Here is an 18,320-nt window from a genome sequence, read left to right on the forward strand (position 1 = left end):
TTTTCAAAGAACAATTTTTCAACGACAGGATGTTATTTTATCATCTCGTTCCTCTAATGTCAAACATTATTTTAAAATAATGTTTTTTGAATCAGCGAGACTATTATCTTATCAAAAACAACTATTTCTGTCAACTGATGAAAGAATTTTTTAGTTAAGAATCATCCTAATTGATTCATTTCCCTCATCAGGATTTCTATATTACTATTATACTCTAATAAAGTCAACTACTATTTTCAGAGAAAAATTAAATAAGAAATTACGGTAAAACCTAACCTTCTTTTAAATAAACAAAACGGAGGATACCGTCTTAAGCAGCGGTATCCTCCGTTTTATTTTTAAAGAATCTTTAAAATTTCCTCAACGATTTCTATTATTTTGCAACCTATCGTCAATACCAAGTCCGAAAAGAAGTTCAATAAGCGAATTTTTGGTAGTATCTTCGTAATTGGCTTACCTAAAGTCTATAGGCTTCTTTAACAGACGTTGCGAACACACATTTAAAGTTAATTTCCTTTGCACAGTTATCGATTTGTGTTTTTGAAACTGGACAAGTTGAATTGATAATAACTAACTTTTTAAATCTTGCATTTGTATACAAATTTAACACAAATTTTGTATCATCGATTAAAAACGGCTCAACTGCCTCTAATTCACTAGCATCCACAATTAATTTATAAATAGAAGGATTGATCGTATTTACAATTGTTTGAAACTCACTGAAGTATAATTTTGTATCTTCCTCTTTAAAGAAGCCACTTGCTCTTACGAACAAAGTTTTCTTCTCCTTTTCTAAATTAAATTCATACAATTTACCCATGTACTCTTTCCCCTAAATGTGAGTTTATTCATAATGGGTGTTATTAAACATTAATTGACTTATTTCTATAAACACTCATTTTGTATTAAAAGTTTGCAGCTCATTTTCCTTAACTAAGAAAATAATTTCAAATTATTTGTTACTATATTTGAAGAATACCACAATATAAGAACTGTTGCAGTGTAATATTTTATAAAAATCTCTCACTTTATCTAAAGGTTAGTTGATAAATTTCTTTAGCTTTTCCTTTGTCTCCCGATCAGCAAAGCTTGCTTCTACACTAGTAAGATAAATTTGTCGATAGTCCTCTTCACTTAAAGAGAATTCATTAAAGACAATGGTACATTCCTTCGCCATCGTTGTATCGGATACTGTTCTGTTGTCGGTATTAACCGTAACTTTTATGCCATCTTGATGAAACTGATAGATGGGATGTTCGTTAAAATGGTTCACTGCTTTTGTTTGGACGTTGCTTGTCGGGCACATTTCCAGCACCACTTGTTTTTCCTTCACAATCTCATATGCCTCTGTACAATCCTTAATAAAAACGCCGTGCCCAATTCTTTCAGCACCTAACAATTCAACGGCTTCAAGGACATTTTTTCCGACTCCCGTTTCCCCTGCATGGATCGTGACATGGTAGCCATAATCTCTAGCTAATCCGATTGGTTCAACGAAATGACCGCAAAAGCCTTCCTCTTCAGATGCACATAAGTCGATGGCCACTACCCCTTTTCCAAGGAATTCCTTCCCCTTTTCTACGACCTCAAACGCACCTTTAATCGACATCGTTCTCATACAGGAGAGAATGATATTTCCTTTTATATCGAATTTCGCTTCTGCATCCTTCATCCCATCTATGACACTTTCGATGACTTCTTCGACACGCAGCCCCTTTGCAACGTGCAGTAAAGGAGCAAATCTAACCTCCATATATTTCACATTTTCCTGTGCAGCATCCTCAAAAAGTTCAAAGGCGATTCTTCTTAGATTTTCCTTTGACTGCATAACTGAATTAGGAATCGCAAACCGTTTTAAATATTCATCGAGCGATTCACATTCTAATGGAGCAATCAATTCTTTTTCTAACTCATCTATCTCTATCGACGGTAACCGAATCCCTTCTCTCTTGGCGATATCAATAATCGTTTTAGGTCTAAGACTTCCGTCTAAATGGCAGTGAAGTTCAATTTTAGGTAATGCAGAAAAATTCATGGTTGACCTCCTTTAAAAAATTTTATAAAAAAAAATTCCTGATTACGAAGAAAATACAAGTATATGTACCTTCTTCGTAATCAGGAATTATTGGTTCCTGGTAGAGACCTCCAAACCATATCATTGGAGTTATACGAATTTAATTATTTCATTGTTTTGTAAAAGGATAATAAAATTTTGTTTTATTGTCAAGCAGATTCATTTTCCAGAATCAGTTATTTCATTCTTTAGGGGATTGGCCTAAGGTCAACATGAAGACTCCCCTATAGCACATAAATAGGATATATTATACAATTATTTAAGATTAAACGAAAAAGAATGGTGAATCCAATGTTTAAACTTTTGTTAATTGAAGATGATAAAACACTATTTAAAGAAATCAAGGATCGATTAACCGGGTGGTCTTATGATGTGTATGGGATTACTGATTTTAGCCAGGTTATGCAGGAATTTACGGTGATAAAACCTGATTTAGTTGTGATTGATATACAATTGCCGAAATTTGATGGCTTTCATTGGTGCCGGATGATCCGCTCCCATTCGAATGTTCCAATTCTATTTTTGTCATCACGTGATCATCCTACTGATATGGTGATGTCAATGCAGCTTGGTGCGGACGATTTTATTCAAAAACCGTTTCATTTTGATGTGCTGATTGCGAAAATACAGGCCATCCTTCGCCGTGTCTATAATTACAATACCGAGCAAATTACACTCAAAACATGGTGTGGTGCCACGGTAGATTATGAGAAAAATACGGTTAGTAATGCTTTGGGTATGGTTGAACTAACAAAGAATGAAACGTTTATCTTAAAAAAGCTGATTGAGCAAAAAAATAAGATTGTCAGCCGCGAAGACTTGATTAAAAGCCTGTGGGAGGATGAGCGCTTTGTCAGTGATAACACCTTAACGGTCAATGTTAATCGTTTGCGAAAAAGATTGGACGAGCTTGGATTAGGACGGTATATTGAAACGAAGATTGGTCAGGGTTACATCGCAATTGAAGAGGAAAATAGTTATGATTAAGAAATATTTAGTTGAAAGGCGCAGCTGGATTTTTCTATTCTTATTGATTCAACTATTTATTCTTTTTGTGGCATATCTCGATAAGGCGCTTCCCTTGATGCCATTCTTCTATATTATCTTCCTATCAATGCTCGTTTTTAGTTTCTTTTTGATTTTCCGCTATCATAAGGAAACAAAGTTTTACAAAAGTTTAGAGGAATGGGAGAACAATCTTGATTTAACCAATATAGCGCATCCAGAAAGCCCCTTTGAAAAAATGATCGAAAGAAGTATCGTAAAGCAAACAGAATGGCTTAAACAGGAAGCATCACAAAACTTTCTGATATTAGAACAGGAGAAGGATGACCTATTAGCCTGGATTCACGAAGTCAAGACACCGTTAACTGCGATGCATTTAATGATTGACCGCGTAGACGATGAACGGATGAAGGCCCAATTAACTCATGAATGGTTACGAATTCATCTGCTGCTTGACACCCAGCTTCACCAAAAACGGATCCCCTTTATGGAGAATGATTTATATATTGAAAAAACCGATTTAAAAGCGTTACTTTTTAAAGAGATTAAAACGTTACAATCCTGGTGTATGCAAAAGGGCATTGGCTTTGATGTAGATTTAGAGGAACCTACTGTCATAACCGATGCCAAGTGGCTTTCTTTTATCCTCAGACAGCTGTTGACAAACGCGGTGAAATACAGTGAATCATCCGACATCATAATTAAAAGCTATCAAAAAGACGGGCAGACAGTCCTCGAAGTACAGGATTATGGACGCGGCATCGATCCTAAGGACCTGCCGCGCATTTTTGAGAAGGGCTTTACCTCAACGACAGCTCATCATGACAACGCCGCAACAGGCATGGGATTGTATTTAACAAAAAGAATTGCCAAGGCATTATTAATCCATATTAATGTAAACTCAGACCTTGGAAGAGGAACAAATTTTACGTTAACCTTTCCAAAAAGGAATGAATTCGTTCATATTGCAGGCATGTGACAACAATGTCACATGCCTTTATGATTTGTTCGTTCAATCGAAGGATTAGAATCATCCTGCCAATTATACTAAGGTTAACGAAATAAAGGAGCGTGTCAGTATGCATATTTTAGAAGCCAATAAACTTCATAAAAGCTATGGCAATAAATTAAATAAACAAGAAGTATTAAAAGGGATTGATATTACAGTTGAAAAAGGGGAATTTGTCAGCATCATGGGTGCCTCGGGTTCCGGGAAGACAACCTTGCTCAATGTTCTTTCCTCGATTGATAAGGTGAGTAGCGGGACCATCAAAATTGAAGGAAAAGAAATGACAGCGATGAAGGAAAAGCAGCTGGCTGAATTTCGAAAGCATCACCTGGGCTTTATTTTTCAAGATTATAACCTTCTAGATACATTAACAGTAAAAGAAAATATCCTGCTTCCGTTATCGATTACAAAGGTATCGAAAAGAGACGCAGATGAAAAATTTAATGCGGTGGCAGCGGAATTGGGTATTCAAGAAATCAAGGATAAGTATCCAAATGAAATTTCCGGTGGTCAAAAACAGCGTACCTCTGCTGCACGTGCGTTTATTCACGGACCAAGCATTATTTTCGCTGATGAGCCAACCGGTGCACTTGATTCAAAATCGGCATCCGATTTACTAAACAAATTAAGCGAATTAAATCAAAACCGAAAAGCAACGATTGTGATGGTTACGCATGATCCGGTGGCAGCAAGCTTCAGCAGCAGGGTTATTTTTATCAAAGATGGACAGATTTACACGCAATTAAATAAAGGCGAACAATCAAGACAGACGTTCTTTAAAGACATCATGAAAACCCAAAGTGTATTAGGCGGTGTCCCAAATGAGCGTTAACCACCTCATCTTTCGCAACCTGAAAAAGAATTTAAAAAATTACTACCTTTATGTGTTTGCACTGATATTTAGTGTTGCCCTTTATTTCGCCTTTGTCACCCTGCAATATGATCCGGCAATGAATGATACAAAAGACTCCATTAAAGGAGCCGCAGCGATTAAGGCAGCATCCGTTTTACTTGTCGGGATTGTTTCCATCTTTCTGTTATACGCCAATAACATTTTTATTAAACGGCGAAGTAAGGAAATTGGGTTATTTCAATTAATCGGGATGACAAAAAGTAAGATTTTCAGGATCCTGACTGCCGAGAATTTCTTCCTTTATTTTGGTTCATTAATCATCGGAATCTTTATCGGTTTTTCCATTTCTAGATTAATTCTAATGATTCTATTTAAAATTACAGGTATGGACGCGGTTGCTTCCCTAAACTTCTCTTCAGAAGCATTGATTCAAACAGTTGTGGTGTTTTGTGCCATTTATCTGTTTATCATGCTGATGAATTATGTGTTTATTAAAAGACAGAGTATCCTTTCGTTATTTAGAGTAGTTTCTTCAACGGAAGGTAAAGTGAAAAAGATGTCCATCTTTGAAATCATCATCGGGATTATTGGTGTGATTTCGATTATTTCAGGCTACTATATTTCATCGAAACTGTTTGGCGGCGATTTTACAACCATGTATGAACTTTTTGGAGCGATGATCTTTATTCTGGGGTCTGTCATTATCGGAACTTATCTTTTTTATAAAGGGTCAGTAAGTTTTATCTTTAACCTCATTCGGAAAAAGAAGGATGGTTATTTAAATATTAATCAGGTATTATCACTTTCCTCAATTATGTTTCGGATGAAATCGAATGCCTTATTATTAACGATTATTACAACGGTATCAGCCCTAGCGATTGGTTTATTGTCTTTAAGTTATATCTCATATTATTCAGCAGAAAAAATGGCTGAAAATCAGGTCGCAGGCGATTTTTCATTGATAAAAACGGAAGATGCTGATCAGTTCAAAAAGGAATTAGCTGCGAATGACATTCCGTTCAATGAAAATAAGATTGACGTTATTCAGGTGGATGCGAATCTTAAGGAGATTTTAGGAAACCTAAATGGGTTAATGGTCGATCCTAAGGCTATGACGACCCCGGTTATTAGTGATAAGGCTGTTAAGAATATCGACGTGGCTCCGGGAGAGACGATTTTCACCGGTTATAATGATTTGCTGCAGAAATTTATGAGTCTAAAGGATTCAGGTAACATCGAGATGAAGGGGCAAAACGAAGTGATTCCCCTCAAATACTTAGGTTTAAAAAAGGATTTCGTCGTATCAGGTTACTTTACAAACGGCGGGCAGCCGATTGCCATTGTCGATGAAACGGTATTCGAGCGTCTAAAGGAGGACGTAAATCCCGCCATTCAGAAGGAATCCTCCATCTTTATCGGGATTACATTAAAAGATGAAGCAGACCTAGAAAAAGCAAATGATCTTTTAATAAAGATGAATGTTAGTGACGATAATTACTTTTCTTCTCGCTTGGAAATCAGCAATATGCAGAAAAAAACAATGGGCCTCATCATGTTTATCGTTGGCTTTTTAGGGTTAACCTTTCTCATCACATCCGGATGTATTCTTTATTTTAAACAAATGGGTGAGGGTGAAGAGGAAAAGCCGAATTATACCATATTAAGAAAACTCGGTTTCACCCAAGGAGACCTGCTTAAAGGTATTCACGCAAAACAAATCTTTAATTTTGGAATTCCTTTAGTTGTAGGGCTCTTTCATAGCTATTTCGCCGTTCAATCAGGATGGTTTTTATTCGGATCCGAAGTGTGGACACCAATGATTATCGTTATGGTCATCTATACCGGATTGTACTCAATATTTGGATTATTATCCGTCATCTATTACAAAAAGGTCATCAATGAAGCACTTTAATAGTTGATGTTGTTTAAGGGATACCGGCCATTCGCCGGTATCCCTTTTTAGTTCAAAAAAGTACTTGTCCTTAGTTTGTTTACGCATTAACTTATTAGGAGCCAGGCACTTAGTTACGGCTAATGTCAGGGCTATTTAAATAGGTTAATATAACTAAAAATTCAGAGTATTTATGTTGACTAGAAGGTTTTTCCAAAATATAATATTTGTAAATAATATACTTTTCTATCAGGAGCTGGGGTTTTAATAAGTAGAAGGGGAAGAAAAAAGGGGAGCAACTGGGGAACAAAGCCGGGCGTTATTGCTTTCAATCGCAGCTAAAGAATTTGCTCATAAAGGCTTTTATGAAACAAGCCAGGTTAAGCCAGCCTGCCTTTTATTTATACTTTGATAGTAAAGAATCACTATTTGGGGAATTGGTCGATTTGTTTCGTGAAGAACTGTTTGATCATTTACATGCTAAATAAATTGCAAATGCAAGCTTCTTTTAAGTTTAAAAAACAATCACAGTTTTACATACATTTCTTCATAAGACATTTTTGTACCTAGGGGATGATAATGAGTGGATTCCAAGCTAGATGCACGGGTAGAGAAGCTTGATGAGGAATGGATTAATCTAATGTTCCTGGCAAAACAAATCGGATTAACTCCAGCTGAAGTCAAAGAGTTCCTGAGGCAGCAGCAAGGCTGAGGTTTCAGGTTGAAAAAGCAAAAGGAGGCCTGACCCCAGTGTGTTAAATCGTTACACATCGGGGGTCAGGCCACTGTTCTCTTTCCTTAGATTGAATAACTTAGAACACTTTTTACGAATTCTGTTCGTTTATGTTAAACTATACCACGACTTGTATCTAAACGAAAAAATATATTGGAGTGGTTATATGGTTAAAGCTAAAGGGAAAAGTGGAATAGGCAGTGGAACAGGCAAGAAGGGCTGGAATCGTTGGCAAGCCGGTGCTAACAAAGCAAAAAGTGCCAAGCCATATGTCAGCAAAGGAGTAAAAAAATCGGCTGACGAAAAAAACAACGGCAACAATAATTAGGGGAAGAAGGGCCGTATGGATGAAAAAGAGAGTAGCATTTATGGGGCCGCCATTTTAGTCAGCTTCCTGCTATTATTCGGCATCTATAAATTAATGAATTCGAGAACATTCCAGTTATTCGGCGGACTAACCGATCAGGTGGAGACAAATCAAAAGGTGGTTGCGTTAACATTTGACGACGGGCCGACCAACAATGTCAATCAAATTCTGCCACTCTTGGATCAATACCATGCAAAGGGGACCTTTTTTCTGATTGGCAAAGAGATAAAGGACAAGCCGGAGGAAGCACAGAAAATAGTCGATGCGGGTCATCAAGTTGGTAATCATACCTATTCACATAAGCGGATGATTTTTAAAACACCTTTCTATTATAAAGAAGAAATTGAAAAAACAGATCAATTGATTCGTGATGCAGGGTATAAGGATGCAATTGATGTTCGTCCGCCAAACGGAAAAAAACTAATTGGCTTACCTTATTACCTCAATAAGCATGATCGAGACACCATTATATGGAATCTTGAGCCGGACACCTTTCACACCACTGCAACAGACAAAGTGAAATATGTAAAGTCGCAAGTAAAACCGGGATCGATTATTTTATTGCATTCTATGTATGACAAAACCGGGGAAGAACTCAAAACCATTGAAGGCATTTTAAAAGTACTATCCGAGGATGGGTATACCTTTGTAACAGTAAATGAACTCCAGAAATTAGGAGAACATAAATGAATCAATGAAAAACAGAACTGTAGCAGCTGCTATTCACCTAACGGAAGTCTTAATTATATAGTTAATTGTTAGGAATAAACCTAATTCCTAGACAATTTCCAATAATGTCGTGAATTTTGAAAAATAGGTCATAAGTTTCCGATTTCATGTCGAAACGCCTGAAAATATGTAATAAACCATTGAAAATAGGTCGTAATTGGAGGGAAGTGCGACGTAGAAGAAGGAGGCGTCGAGTTTTGGCTCAAAATCAATTCAAACACCGAAGTAGAAAGGCTCTATTTCGATGTTTGCGTTAAAAAATTCGTGAAACCCCTACGTAGAAAGAAGCTACTTCGACTTTGTAGCTTAAAATCCAAGGGAACCTCCAAGTATAGTAATTCTAGATACATCTTTTAAGTCGTATTTGGCCAATATTACGAAATAATAAAAGGGACAGGTAGACTCTTTTAATTAAAATCCAACACCCCCCCTCAATTGTTGTATTACCACATTTACAACTAACTCCACCACCGTATTTAACTATTTATTGGTGCCTGACACCCTTTACCACTATCCCACTATATTAATCTATTTATTGGTGTCAGGCACCCTCACCTCAAATATACTTCCTGATTGAAGTTTACAAAAGAACGGTGAAAACTTGGTGAAAGAATGGCTAGAGATAAAAAAATTTAATAGAAATAAAAAGAAGCAGCCGCTTAAAAACGACTGCTTCAATAAATCTATTTTGGTGTCACCCTTTGTATAAGTGTGCTGGTTCCTGTGTTTCTTGTTTCCGTATGAAATGGACGAGCCCGTAGACTAGCGGAGTAGTCAGGATGGCTGCTATGAATTTAAATATATATTGAGTTAGAATCAGGCTTCCTAGGACAGCGATTGGCATTGTTCCATAGAAAGCAATAGTTATAAAGATGGTAGTATCAATCAACTGGCTTAGCATGGTGGACGCATTATTGCGTAGCCAGAGCTTTTTTTGTCCATGGACGCTTTTTAATTTATTGAATACAAACACATCCAAGTTTTGGCTGATTGCATAAGAAATTAAACTCGCAAGAATCACGCGAAAACTTCCATTCAAGACGGTTTCGAATGCTCCTTGTCCTTTAAATACAGGTGCAGCCGGCAGATGAATGGTAATCGTAATGAAGATTAGTGCAAGGATTTGAGTGATCAACCCAGCCTGAACAGTTCTCCGTCCTTCTTTTTTTCCATAAACCTCGACAATCACATCAATAAGTGGATACGTAAAGATATACACAATGACAGCGGCTGGCAGGATCACAAAATCTCCAATGCTAAACAGCTTAACTGCAACGATGTTTGCTAGGATTAACAGCCCCACGAAAATTCCATTTAAATAAAATATCATTTCTTTATTCCTTCCCTTATCGATTATCGACTTTTTCTGGATAGAGGTCATGGTTCATCAATCGGAAGCTTGCCATCTCCTCGTACTTGGTGCCAGGTTTCCCGTAGTTGCACCATGGGTCAATGGAAATGCCGCCTCTTGGTGTGAATTTCCCCCAAACCTCAATATAGCGTGGATCAAGCAATTTAATTAAATCGTTCATAATGATATTGACACAATCCTCATGGAAATCGCCGTGATTTCGAAAGCTGAAAAGATATAATTTTAAAGATTTGCTTTCAACAATTTTTTGATCAGGGACATACGAAATATACATCGTTGCAAAATCCGGCTGACGTGTCAGCGGGCAAAGACTAGTAAACTCCGGGCAATTAAATTTCACGAAATAATCACGTTCCGGGTGCAGATTATCGACTGCCTCCAATACCTCTGGTGCATATTCAAATGAATAGGTAGTACCTTGGTTCCCTAATAATGTTAAATCCTTTAATCCTTCTTCATGGCTGCGGCCAGACATAGAAAAACCCCCTTGTAAAAATGTGTCCCCACACTTTTTCAAGAGAGTTTCTTCTGAACATTCTATGTAAACTTTAGGGATAAAAAACCAAAAAGCCACGTCCGATATGGACATGGCGTAGAGTCATGTATCCATAGTTTTTTATAGAGGGTATCAGCTATGAACCTCTCCCGTTCAAGTACGGGTATTCTTTTTTCTTCTCTCCTATAATAAAGAACCGTTTCAAAAACGTCAAACATATTTTTTCGGGCGGTCGCCATTCAAGACACCTTCACTTTAAACGACATATTCCTGGTATTTTTCAAAATCATCTTGGTTACATTCCACCGTTAACTTAGTGCCATTGTCTTCGTAGCTTGTTGAAAGCACGTTTGCATTCTCATTCAGGTAATGAACTAAACGGCCATCATCAAACGGGATTAACATTTCACAATGAATCGGATTTTTAAAAATTTGCCCGCTGATGATGTCGACTAATTCCTCTATACCTACATCTTGTTTTGCGGAAAGATAGACACATCGACCCTTCACTACAGGAAACTCAACATCGGCTAAGTCGGACTTATTATAAGCATAAATAACAGGGATATGATCAATTCCGATTTCTTTTAAAGTATGATTGGTTACATTGATCAGATTTTCATAATGCGAACTTGAAAAATCAACCACATGGATGAGCAAATCCGCAGTTGCCGCTTCCTCTAAGGTCGAACGAAAAGCTTTCACGAGATGATGCGGCAGTTTGTCAACAAAGCCAACTGTATCCGATAGCAAAAATGGCTGGTGGTTGGCAAGCTTTATTTTTCTGACAGAGGTGTCGAGCGTTGCGAAAAGCATATCTTTCTCAAACACATGTTTAGATGGCGATTGATGTGACCTACGCAGCAGCGCATTCATGATTGTTGATTTGCCGGCATTGGTGTAGCCCACTAAGGAAATGAGCGGAATACCGTTTTTTTTTCGTTGGCTTCGACGGGTTTCCCGCTGTAAGACAAGTATTTCTAATTCCTTATTCAGGTCGGCAATCTTCGCCTCAATTTTCCTCCGGTCAAGTTCTAATTTGGTTTCGCCAGCACCTCTATTTTTCAAGCCCGCTCCACCGCCTTGGCGGCCTAACGATTCCCGTGAGCCAATGATTCTTGGGAGCATATATTTGAGGCGTGCCACCTCTACTTGCAGCTGGGCTTCTCTCGTTTTGGCACGTTCGGCAAAAATATCTAGAATCAACAGCGTACGATCAATGACTTTTCGATCAAGCTCTTCTTCAAGATTTCGAATTTGCGTCGCCGATAACTCATCGTTACATACGACTACACCCGCATCTGTCTCTTCAAGGAGCCGTTTCGCTTCCTCGATTTTTCCGGTACCCATATAATGTGATTTATTGATGCGGTTTAAATTTTGCGTGATTTCAGCAACAACTTCTATATGACAGGCGGCAGCCAGGTTTTCTAATTCCGTCATGGAATAAGGAAAATCAGCCTGATGATTGATATTGACACCAACAATAAGCGCTTTTTGTTTTTCTCGCATTGGTCAGTTCCTCCATTTCTTTTTGAAAAAATAACAAAAAAACACAGACGACCTGTCTGTGCAAAGTAAATGGATGAATGTATGACAAATAACCCCCAAAAGGGCTTGAAGATGATCTGGCTAGATTGTTAATGCCGAATGAAAAGACCTAATTTCCTTCCCATGACTTAATGCAAGGAATAGGTAAAGGCAGTTACCAACTCTAGTATTTATTTTTAAAGACAGCAAAAAAGAGAGCCGACTCGCCCCCTTTTTTCACATACCGTAAAATAAAGGTTTCCTTAAAAAAGGCAGACCAATCCCATTTACTCTGCACAGCCGGCAGAGATTTGAACGTATTCAATTAACGGTTCAAATTTTGGAATCGTAATCTGCAAAAATACACTAGGAAAACCTCCATTTCTCTATAAGTACCTTAATCATAACACCTTATAAAATGGAAATCAATGGGATAATAGTTATTAATTTTCTAATTAAAGTTTATGTTTTATTATTCCAAACAATCCGATATAAATCATGCCGTCTGTCGCGTGATTGCCGCAATGAGCTGGAATTTCGGAACGCCTTAATAATTCTAAGTCAACATCACCAATTACAACTGTATCAATATTAGCGTCGCATTCACCAACAATTCCATCCCTTGCAAACTCAAAGTCTGAAGGTGAAAATATTCCTGATTGGGCGTACTGAATACCCATGTTCTCGACATGTGTTAAGTTGCCTACCGTCCCGGCAATACAGGTATAAACGTTATTCTCACTCGCCCTTGCCTGGGCACAGTAACGGACCCGGAGGTAGCCCTGGTGATCCTCTGTATAAAATGGGATAAAAATGATGTTTGCACCGTTATCAACTGCAATACTGGCGAGCTCAGGAAATTCGATATCATATGAAATTTGAATCGCTATCTTTCCACAATCCGTATCAAACACGTTAATTTCATTTCCATCTGTAATCCCCCACCACTTGCGCTCATTTTAGGTGGAGTGGATTTTGTACTGTTTCTCAATCGTCCCGTTTCGGCGAAAGAGAAAACCGACATTGTACACATCTCCATTCTCCTCAACAAAATGGGATCCGCCAACAATGTTGATATTAAAGCGGACAGCCAGCTGTGTAAATAATTCAATGTATTAATCCGTATAGGTTGCCAGCCGGCGGACAGCCCGGTCCGGCCGCTTTTCTTCAAGAAATGACATTAACTGTGTCGTAAATATCTAAGGGGAATACAACAAAATCTGATCTAAAATCAGCTGCAACATCGACATAATATTCGACCTGCCTGCTAAAATCCTGAAGCGAATCAATTTTTTTCATCATGTACTGGACGGCACAGATTTGAATTTTGACAAAGCCTTTTTATTTGATGCTTTCATAACCAATTGAAGAGTTTAAGCTTTTTTATCACTTAATACCTCATCCCAGATCTCACTAATTTTTGTAGCATGGAACTTTCTAAAAAACGTTGAAAGGGATATGGTTGATAAATTTTATAAGCGGTAAGCGCTCCTCCTGGTCCTGCTTGAGTAAAGGTTGCCCCACTTGCAACAAATAACCCAGTCCCAATTGCACCTCCAATAGCAATCATCGTCATATGACGAGAGCGTAAACCCCGACTTAACTTTCCACCCGTAGCAGCCACTGTTTCAACATTGGAATTTATCTCTATCTTACTCATCACTTGACCTCCATCTCACTATATTTACAGTTCAGTTAAATATGTCTCTGATCGTGTCTCCTATCCAGATCTTACCGAATTAAAACCTTTCCAACTCAAGGAAGCTTTCTCCCTCTTTAAAAAATTATTCAATTGTTCAGACTTCGAATAAATTTATTAATGACCCTCTTACAAAACTTGCTTCAGAAACCTACGAGTTCGCTCATGTTTCGGTTGGGTAAAAAAGACTTTTGGGTTTTCTTCCTCGACAACCTGTCCGTCTGCTAGCATGACCACACGATCTGCAACTTCCCGGGCAAACCCCATTTCATGTGTTACGACAATCATGGTCATTCCTTCACATGCTAACTCTTTCATTGTTTGAAGCACTTCTCCGACAAGCTCTGGATCTAGAGCCGATGTAGGTTCATCAAACAGCATGACATTCGGTTCCATCGCTAAAGCTCTAGCAATGGCAACCCTCTGTTTTTGTCCACCTGAAAGCCGATCCGGATATTCATGTGCTTTATCTTCTAAACCGACTTTTTTTAATAGATTCATTGCCATTTCAGTTGCATCATGTTTCTTTATCTTTTTTACATGAATAGGTGACTCAATGACATTTTCAAGTACATTCATATGAGGAAATAAATTAAAATGCTGAAAAACCATACCCACTTTCTCCCTCACCTTATTTATATCCGTCTTCTTCTGCTCAATTAGTTCCCCATTTATTTCAATTTCCCCTCCATCCTTTAATTCCAGAAAGCTAAGACATCTAAGTAAGGTACTCTTCCCTGATCCACTTGCACCAATCAATACAACCACTTCAGATTTGTTGATTTCTAAGGAAATATTCTTTAAAACTTGGATACCATCAAACGTTTTGCACAAGTTTCTTACTTTGATCAACATGGCCCCTCCTTTTTACCTTATTACCACTTAGTCTACTTTCTACTTTGTGAACAATAACAGTGAATATAAGGACTAGAACTAAGTAATAAAGTCCGACAACAAAATAAGTTTCAAATGGCATATAGTTCTCTGCCTGTACAGAAAGAGCTTGACTAAACAACTCGGTTGCAGCAATATAGGCAACAAGTGATGAATCCTTTAGTCCGATAATAAATTGATTCCCTAGTGGTGGGATCGCCCTTCGAAACGCTTGAGGAAGAATAATTCGTCTCATTGATAGTGAGTATGGCATACCAAGAGAACGGGCTGCCTCCATTTGACCGCGATCAATTGATTGAATAGCGCCTCGAAAAATTTCAGCGATGTACGCTCCCGAATGAATTCCAAGAGCAACTGCCCCCGCCATAAAGCTGTTTAGTACTAGCACAGTAGAAATCCCATAATACAAGAACATAATTTGGACAATTAATGGGGTTCCGCGAATTAAGAAAATATAGATATCAGCAATTTTTTGTAAAATGATTAGGTTTGATACCTTAAAAAAAGCAAAAACTAAACCAATTACAACTGCAATTAGCAAGGAAACCACCGTAAGCTCTACAGTCGTTACCGTTGCCTGCAAAAAAGCACTACCGTGTATCTGAAAAATCGAATAAATTTTTTCAATAAAATTCACGATTGTAGCCCTCCTAAGGAGAAATAGAAAATCCTTATTTTAATTTTCTTGTTATTTCAGCACGTTTTCACCAAACCACTTCTTACTAATCTTTTCGTAGGTTCCGTCTTCTACCATCTCTTTTATCGCATTATTAATTTTTTTCAAAAGGATGGGATTATCCTTATTAACTGCTATTGAGATATTTTCTTTTTGTAACAAATCACCAACAGTTTTAATTTGTAATCCTTCTTGTTTAATAGCGGAAACTCCTACGATTCTATCTGTTATAACTGCATCTACACGTCCCGGTACAAGATCCTGCAGAGCATATACATCACTTGGATAATTTTTGATATCGTTCGTGTATTTTTCTGCGGTTTGCTTGTACGTGCTTGCCTGCATTATTCCAATTCGTTTATTTTTTAAATCATCTTCGCTTTTAATTGTATTATTAGAATTTGATACAAATATTTGGGCACCAGAGATATAATAAGGATTTGTAAAATCCACTTGCTTCGATCTTTCTGGCGTATCGGTCATACTGCCGATAATAGCATCATATTTTTTCCCTTTTAACCCTTGAATGATTGTTTCCCATGGATTAGTTACAGGGTTTGCTTTTAGACCTATACGCTTAGAAATTTCCTCTCCAATTTCTACATCAAACCCAACCAATTTTCCTTTGTCTTTATAATTTAGCGGTTTTAATAAACCGCTCATTGCATAGGTTAGTTTACCTTTATTTGTAAGGTACTCCTTTTCAGATGGTTGATTTGAAGATCCCCCCGTTTTCGAACCACAACCACTTAACACGAAAAGAAGAAGCAAACTGACTAATGTAATAAGCTTCGGTATATATTTAAATTTCATTTGATCTCCACTCCCTATATTTTTTTATTTATTCAAATATGACATTTTACATACTTAATGTCTGATCCAATCGTGTATTAACACGTTTTGCCCACCATGCCGTTATAATCGGTACTAAGATAGCAGTAATGATGGCGCTTGCTGCAATGATAATCGTGGCAGAGGCAGCAACAGGGGCATAGACTGGGTTGGCTGCAGCTACGATAGTCGGCACACTTGCTGCACTTCCTGCAGTTGACGCCGCGGCTAATCCTGCTATCCCATTTCCTCCAGCAAATTTGTCCATAAAAAATAGAATCGTTCCTGTAAAAAGAATGACTGATAAACCAACAATCAATCCAATCCATCCCGCATCAATTACATCCTTAAAATTAAGACCTGATCCCAGTGCAAATGCAAAGAATGGAACTAATGCTGGGACAGCTTTACTTAATAAAGCGCGTATGTCTTTATCTAGATTTCCAAGTATCATCCCGATCACTAGAGGTAAAACTGCCCCTATCAGTGTTTGCCATGGTATAGCGGAAAGCCCGACGATTCCAAGTGTTGCCATAGTTATGAACGGTCCTCCTTCTATTGTCATAATTGGATAGGCAGCAATTTCTTCCTTTTTTCCATACTGGTGCATTAAAGCTAAAAATAATCCTCCATTAGTATCATTCATTGCTGCTACAATTGCTAAAACCGACAATCCTCCAAGAACAGATCCTTCTCCAATAATTTTAAAAGCAATCCACGCGACAACAACCGAGGCTCCAACTTTTCCAAATAGAAGAGCTCCTCCTCTTTTCAATATTTTTGGAGTTGCCTTTACATCAATCGTTGTTCCCACACAGACAAAAAAGATAGCTAACATTGGCAATACACCATTAAAAAGTGCCCCTGTGTAAGAACCAAAAAAGTCTCCCAATGAAGGTATAAAAGTGTGAAGGGTTACTCCTAATAAAAGAGGTACGAGCATCATACCACCTGGTACCTTTTCGATTGTCTTTTTAATTTGCATACTACTTCTCCCCTTTACGGTTTATTGAATCAACAAACTGTTCTATTCGATTCAGCCCTTCTACCAACATGTCCATATCATTTGCGTAAGAAATCCTTATATATCCTTCACCAGCTTCTGAAAAAACATCTCCTGGCACTACAGCTACTCCCGCTTTTTCAAGCAATTCTATTGTGAATTCTTCTGATTTTCTATTCGTATGTTTTATTGATGGAAAAATATAAAATGCCCCTTCCGGCTTTTCAACTTCCATTCCAATGGAAAGCAATCGTTTCAATACGTAATCTCTTCTTTTCCGGTATTCATCTTTCATCATTTTCGTGTCATCTCTCCCTCGGGTTAGTGCCTCGATAGCTGCGTATTGGCTAATCGAGCTTGCACAAGTGGCGTTATAAAGATGAACTTTTAGCATTTCTTCTATAATGTAAGATGGTGCAAAAACAAAGCCGATTCTCCAACCTGTCATCGAATGAGATTTGGACAGGCCATTTATAACAATTGTTTTGTCCCTCATTTCAGGAATTGAGGCAATGGATGTATGTGGTTTTTCATAGGTTAATTCGCTGTAAATTTCATCAGAAATAACAAAGATTTCTTTTTCCTTAAGTAACTCAGCAATTTCTTCTAATTCCTTTTGATCTAAAATACTTCCTACTGGGTTACAAGGATATGGGAGAACAATACACCGTGTTTTATCGGTCAACTGATCACGAACCAATTCGGCATTTAACTTGAAGCCATTTTTTGATGTATCTATAAATACTGGAGTTGCTCCACACAATTCTATAATCGGAGCATAGCCAGGATAAATAGGTGCAGGAAGAATCACTTCATTCCCTTCTTCAAGAATGGTTCTGAACGTGATGTCAATTGCTTGGCTTGCACCGACAGTGATAATGACTTCATCGATCGGCTGATAAAGTAACTTGTATTTTTGTAAAATATAATCACAGGCAGCTTCTCGGAGCTCTATTAATCCTGCATTATGTGTATACGTAGTTTTATTTTCATCAATTGCCATTTTCCCTGTTGCTTTTATATGCTCAGGAGTTAGAAAATCTGGTTGACCGATTGTAAGATTGATAACATCTGGATACTGTGCCACCAGATTAGCAATTTTCCTGATACCAGAAAATTGCATTTCCCTTACTCTTTTATTTAATAAGTGACGCATCG

18 protein-coding genes, 2 pseudogenes and 2 riboswitches are annotated in these 18,320 nt (G+C 37.7%); of the genes and pseudogenes, 8 read left to right on the plus strand and 12 right to left on the minus strand.

Translation table 11 applies throughout. From position 1 onward, the window contains the following. Nucleotides 1-457: 457 nt before the first annotated feature. Together V7150_RS01785 and add are read right to left on the minus strand one after the other, a co-directional pair. Nucleotides 458-820 carry a hypothetical protein gene (locus V7150_RS01785; RefSeq protein WP_335513044.1) on the minus strand — a complete coding sequence of 121 codons (363 nt, stop codon included), beginning with the start codon at nt 818-820 and terminating at the stop codon, nt 458-460. 219 nt (nt 821-1,039) lie between these two features. Beyond that, on the minus strand, nt 1,040-2,035 hold the full coding sequence (gene add, locus V7150_RS01790; RefSeq protein WP_335513046.1) for an adenosine deaminase: 996 nt from the start codon (nt 2,033-2,035) through the stop codon (nt 1,040-1,042). A 57-nt stretch (nt 2,036-2,092) separates the two neighbouring features. After that, nucleotides 2,093-2,192: riboswitch (purine riboswitch) on the minus strand. A 173-nt stretch (nt 2,193-2,365) separates the two neighbouring features. Between add and V7150_RS01795 the strand changes: the two genes are divergently transcribed. The 8 genes from V7150_RS01795 to V7150_RS01830 all read left to right on the plus strand — a co-directional run bounded on the left by V7150_RS01795 (nt 2,366) and on the right by V7150_RS01830 (nt 8,622). Then, nucleotides 2,366-3,061, plus strand: a complete 696-nt coding sequence (locus V7150_RS01795) for a response regulator transcription factor (protein ID WP_335513048.1) — start codon at nt 2,366-2,368, stop codon at nt 3,059-3,061. Then, a complete protein-coding gene (locus V7150_RS01800) occupies nt 3,054-4,058 on the plus strand; it encodes a sensor histidine kinase (RefSeq protein ID WP_335513050.1) in 1,005 nt (334 codons plus the stop codon). The genes V7150_RS01795 and V7150_RS01800 overlap by 8 nt, the downstream gene beginning before the upstream one ends. Before the next feature lie 100 nt (nt 4,059-4,158). Then, the gene (locus V7150_RS01805; protein WP_335513052.1) at nt 4,159-4,920 is read left to right on the plus strand and encodes an ABC transporter ATP-binding protein; all 762 of its coding nucleotides are present in this window, start codon (nt 4,159-4,161) and stop codon (nt 4,918-4,920) included. After that, nucleotides 4,910-6,853 (plus strand): FtsX-like permease family protein, encoded by a 1,944-nt coding sequence (locus V7150_RS01810; RefSeq protein WP_335513053.1) that lies wholly within the window; start codon nt 4,910-4,912, stop codon nt 6,851-6,853. The genes V7150_RS01805 and V7150_RS01810 overlap by 11 nt, the downstream gene beginning before the upstream one ends. A gap of 344 nt (nt 6,854-7,197) precedes the next feature. After that, nucleotides 7,198-7,320 (plus strand): TetR family transcriptional regulator, encoded by a 123-nt coding sequence (locus V7150_RS01815; RefSeq protein WP_335513055.1) that lies wholly within the window; start codon nt 7,198-7,200, stop codon nt 7,318-7,320. A 95-nt stretch (nt 7,321-7,415) separates the two neighbouring features. Further along, nucleotides 7,416-7,544 carry an anti-repressor SinI family protein gene (locus V7150_RS01820; RefSeq protein WP_335513057.1) on the plus strand — a complete coding sequence of 43 codons (129 nt, stop codon included), beginning with the start codon at nt 7,416-7,418 and terminating at the stop codon, nt 7,542-7,544. A 187-nt stretch (nt 7,545-7,731) separates the two neighbouring features. Then, nucleotides 7,732-7,893 carry a DUF3934 domain-containing protein gene (locus tag V7150_RS01825; RefSeq protein ID WP_335513059.1) on the plus strand — a complete coding sequence of 54 codons (162 nt, stop codon included), beginning with the start codon at nt 7,732-7,734 and terminating at the stop codon, nt 7,891-7,893. A 15-nt stretch (nt 7,894-7,908) separates the two neighbouring features. Beyond that, the gene (locus V7150_RS01830; protein WP_335513061.1) at nt 7,909-8,622 is read left to right on the plus strand and encodes a polysaccharide deacetylase family protein; all 714 of its coding nucleotides are present in this window, start codon (nt 7,909-7,911) and stop codon (nt 8,620-8,622) included. Between the two features lie 733 nt (nt 8,623-9,355). Here the strand turns inward: V7150_RS01830 and V7150_RS01835 are convergent. From V7150_RS01835 to V7150_RS01880, 10 genes and pseudogenes are all read right to left on the minus strand, one after another. Continuing rightward, nucleotides 9,356-9,991, minus strand: coding sequence for a queuosine precursor transporter (locus V7150_RS01835; RefSeq protein ID WP_335513063.1), 636 nt, complete (start codon nt 9,989-9,991; stop codon nt 9,356-9,358). Nucleotides 9,992-10,007: 16 nt separating this feature from the next. Then, on the minus strand, nt 10,008-10,508 hold the full coding sequence (gene queF / locus V7150_RS01840; RefSeq protein ID WP_335513064.1) for a preQ(1) synthase: 501 nt from the start codon (nt 10,506-10,508) through the stop codon (nt 10,008-10,010). 127 nt (nt 10,509-10,635) lie between these two features. Further along, nucleotides 10,636-10,682, minus strand: a riboswitch (PreQ1 riboswitch). Between the two features lie 102 nt (nt 10,683-10,784). Beyond that, nucleotides 10,785-12,041 (minus strand): GTPase HflX, encoded by a 1,257-nt coding sequence (gene hflX, locus V7150_RS01845; RefSeq protein ID WP_335513066.1) that lies wholly within the window; start codon nt 12,039-12,041, stop codon nt 10,785-10,787. Between the two features lie 480 nt (nt 12,042-12,521). Then, a pseudogene (locus V7150_RS01850) lies at nt 12,522-13,379 on the minus strand (carbon-nitrogen hydrolase family protein); the annotation flags it as partial. A 154-nt stretch (nt 13,380-13,533) separates the two neighbouring features. Continuing rightward, a pseudogene (locus V7150_RS01855) lies at nt 13,534-13,719 on the minus strand (amino acid permease); the annotation flags it as partial. A 168-nt stretch (nt 13,720-13,887) separates the two neighbouring features. After that, complete coding sequence (locus V7150_RS01860) at nt 13,888-14,610, minus strand: amino acid ABC transporter ATP-binding protein (RefSeq protein ID WP_335513068.1); 723 nt, start codon at nt 14,608-14,610, stop codon at nt 13,888-13,890. Beyond that, nucleotides 14,576-15,271 (minus strand): amino acid ABC transporter permease, encoded by a 696-nt coding sequence (locus V7150_RS01865; protein ID WP_420490242.1) that lies wholly within the window; start codon nt 15,269-15,271, stop codon nt 14,576-14,578. The genes V7150_RS01860 and V7150_RS01865 overlap by 35 nt, the downstream gene beginning before the upstream one ends. A gap of 69 nt (nt 15,272-15,340) precedes the next feature. Beyond that, complete coding sequence (locus V7150_RS01870; RefSeq protein ID WP_335513072.1) at nt 15,341-16,141, minus strand: ABC transporter substrate-binding protein; 801 nt, start codon at nt 16,139-16,141, stop codon at nt 15,341-15,343. Nucleotides 16,142-16,187: 46 nt separating this feature from the next. Then, nucleotides 16,188-17,144, minus strand: coding sequence for a 2-keto-3-deoxygluconate permease (locus tag V7150_RS01875; protein WP_335513074.1), 957 nt, complete (start codon nt 17,142-17,144; stop codon nt 16,188-16,190). Between the two features lies 1 nt (nt 17,145). Continuing rightward, the gene (locus tag V7150_RS01880; RefSeq protein ID WP_335513076.1) at nt 17,146-18,318 is read right to left on the minus strand and encodes an aminotransferase A; all 1,173 of its coding nucleotides are present in this window, start codon (nt 18,316-18,318) and stop codon (nt 17,146-17,148) included. Between the last annotated feature and the right edge of the window lie 2 nt (nt 18,319-18,320).

The organism is Neobacillus drentensis, assembly GCF_036965245.1.
GTDB lineage: Bacteria > Bacillota > Bacilli > Bacillales > Cytobacillaceae > Neobacillus > Neobacillus drentensis_G.

Bases quoted from the DNA above. Each gene is read 5' to 3' on its own strand.
- V7150_RS01785 (WP_335513044.1), bottom strand. From the start codon at position 820: ATGGGTAAATTGTATGAATTTAATTTAGAAAAGGAGAAGAAAACTTTG.
- add (WP_335513046.1), bottom strand. From the start codon at position 2,035: ATGAATTTTTCTGCATTACCTAAAATTGAACTTCACTGCCATTTAGAC.
- V7150_RS01795 (WP_335513048.1), top strand. From the start codon at position 2,366: ATGTTTAAACTTTTGTTAATTGAAGATGATAAAACACTATTTAAAGAA.
- V7150_RS01800 (WP_335513050.1), top strand. From the start codon at position 3,054: ATGATTAAGAAATATTTAGTTGAAAGGCGCAGCTGGATTTTTCTATTC.
- V7150_RS01805 (WP_335513052.1), top strand. From the start codon at position 4,159: ATGCATATTTTAGAAGCCAATAAACTTCATAAAAGCTATGGCAATAAA.
- V7150_RS01810 (WP_335513053.1), top strand. From the start codon at position 4,910: ATGAGCGTTAACCACCTCATCTTTCGCAACCTGAAAAAGAATTTAAAA.
- V7150_RS01815 (WP_335513055.1), top strand. From the start codon at position 7,198: ATGAAACAAGCCAGGTTAAGCCAGCCTGCCTTTTATTTATACTTTGAT.
- V7150_RS01825 (WP_335513059.1), top strand. From the start codon at position 7,732: ATGGTTAAAGCTAAAGGGAAAAGTGGAATAGGCAGTGGAACAGGCAAG.
- V7150_RS01830 (WP_335513061.1), top strand. From the start codon at position 7,909: ATGGATGAAAAAGAGAGTAGCATTTATGGGGCCGCCATTTTAGTCAGC.
- V7150_RS01835 (WP_335513063.1), bottom strand. From the start codon at position 9,991: ATGATATTTTATTTAAATGGAATTTTCGTGGGGCTGTTAATCCTAGCA.
- queF (WP_335513064.1), bottom strand. From the start codon at position 10,508: ATGTCTGGCCGCAGCCATGAAGAAGGATTAAAGGATTTAACATTATTA.
- hflX (WP_335513066.1), bottom strand. From the start codon at position 12,041: ATGCGAGAAAAACAAAAAGCGCTTATTGTTGGTGTCAATATCAATCAT.
- V7150_RS01870 (WP_335513072.1), bottom strand. From the start codon at position 16,141: ATGAAATTTAAATATATACCGAAGCTTATTACATTAGTCAGTTTGCTT.
- V7150_RS01875 (WP_335513074.1), bottom strand. From the start codon at position 17,144: ATGCAAATTAAAAAGACAATCGAAAAGGTACCAGGTGGTATGATGCTC.
- V7150_RS01880 (WP_335513076.1), bottom strand. From the start codon at position 18,318: ATGCGTCACTTATTAAATAAAAGAGTAAGGGAAATGCAATTTTCTGGT.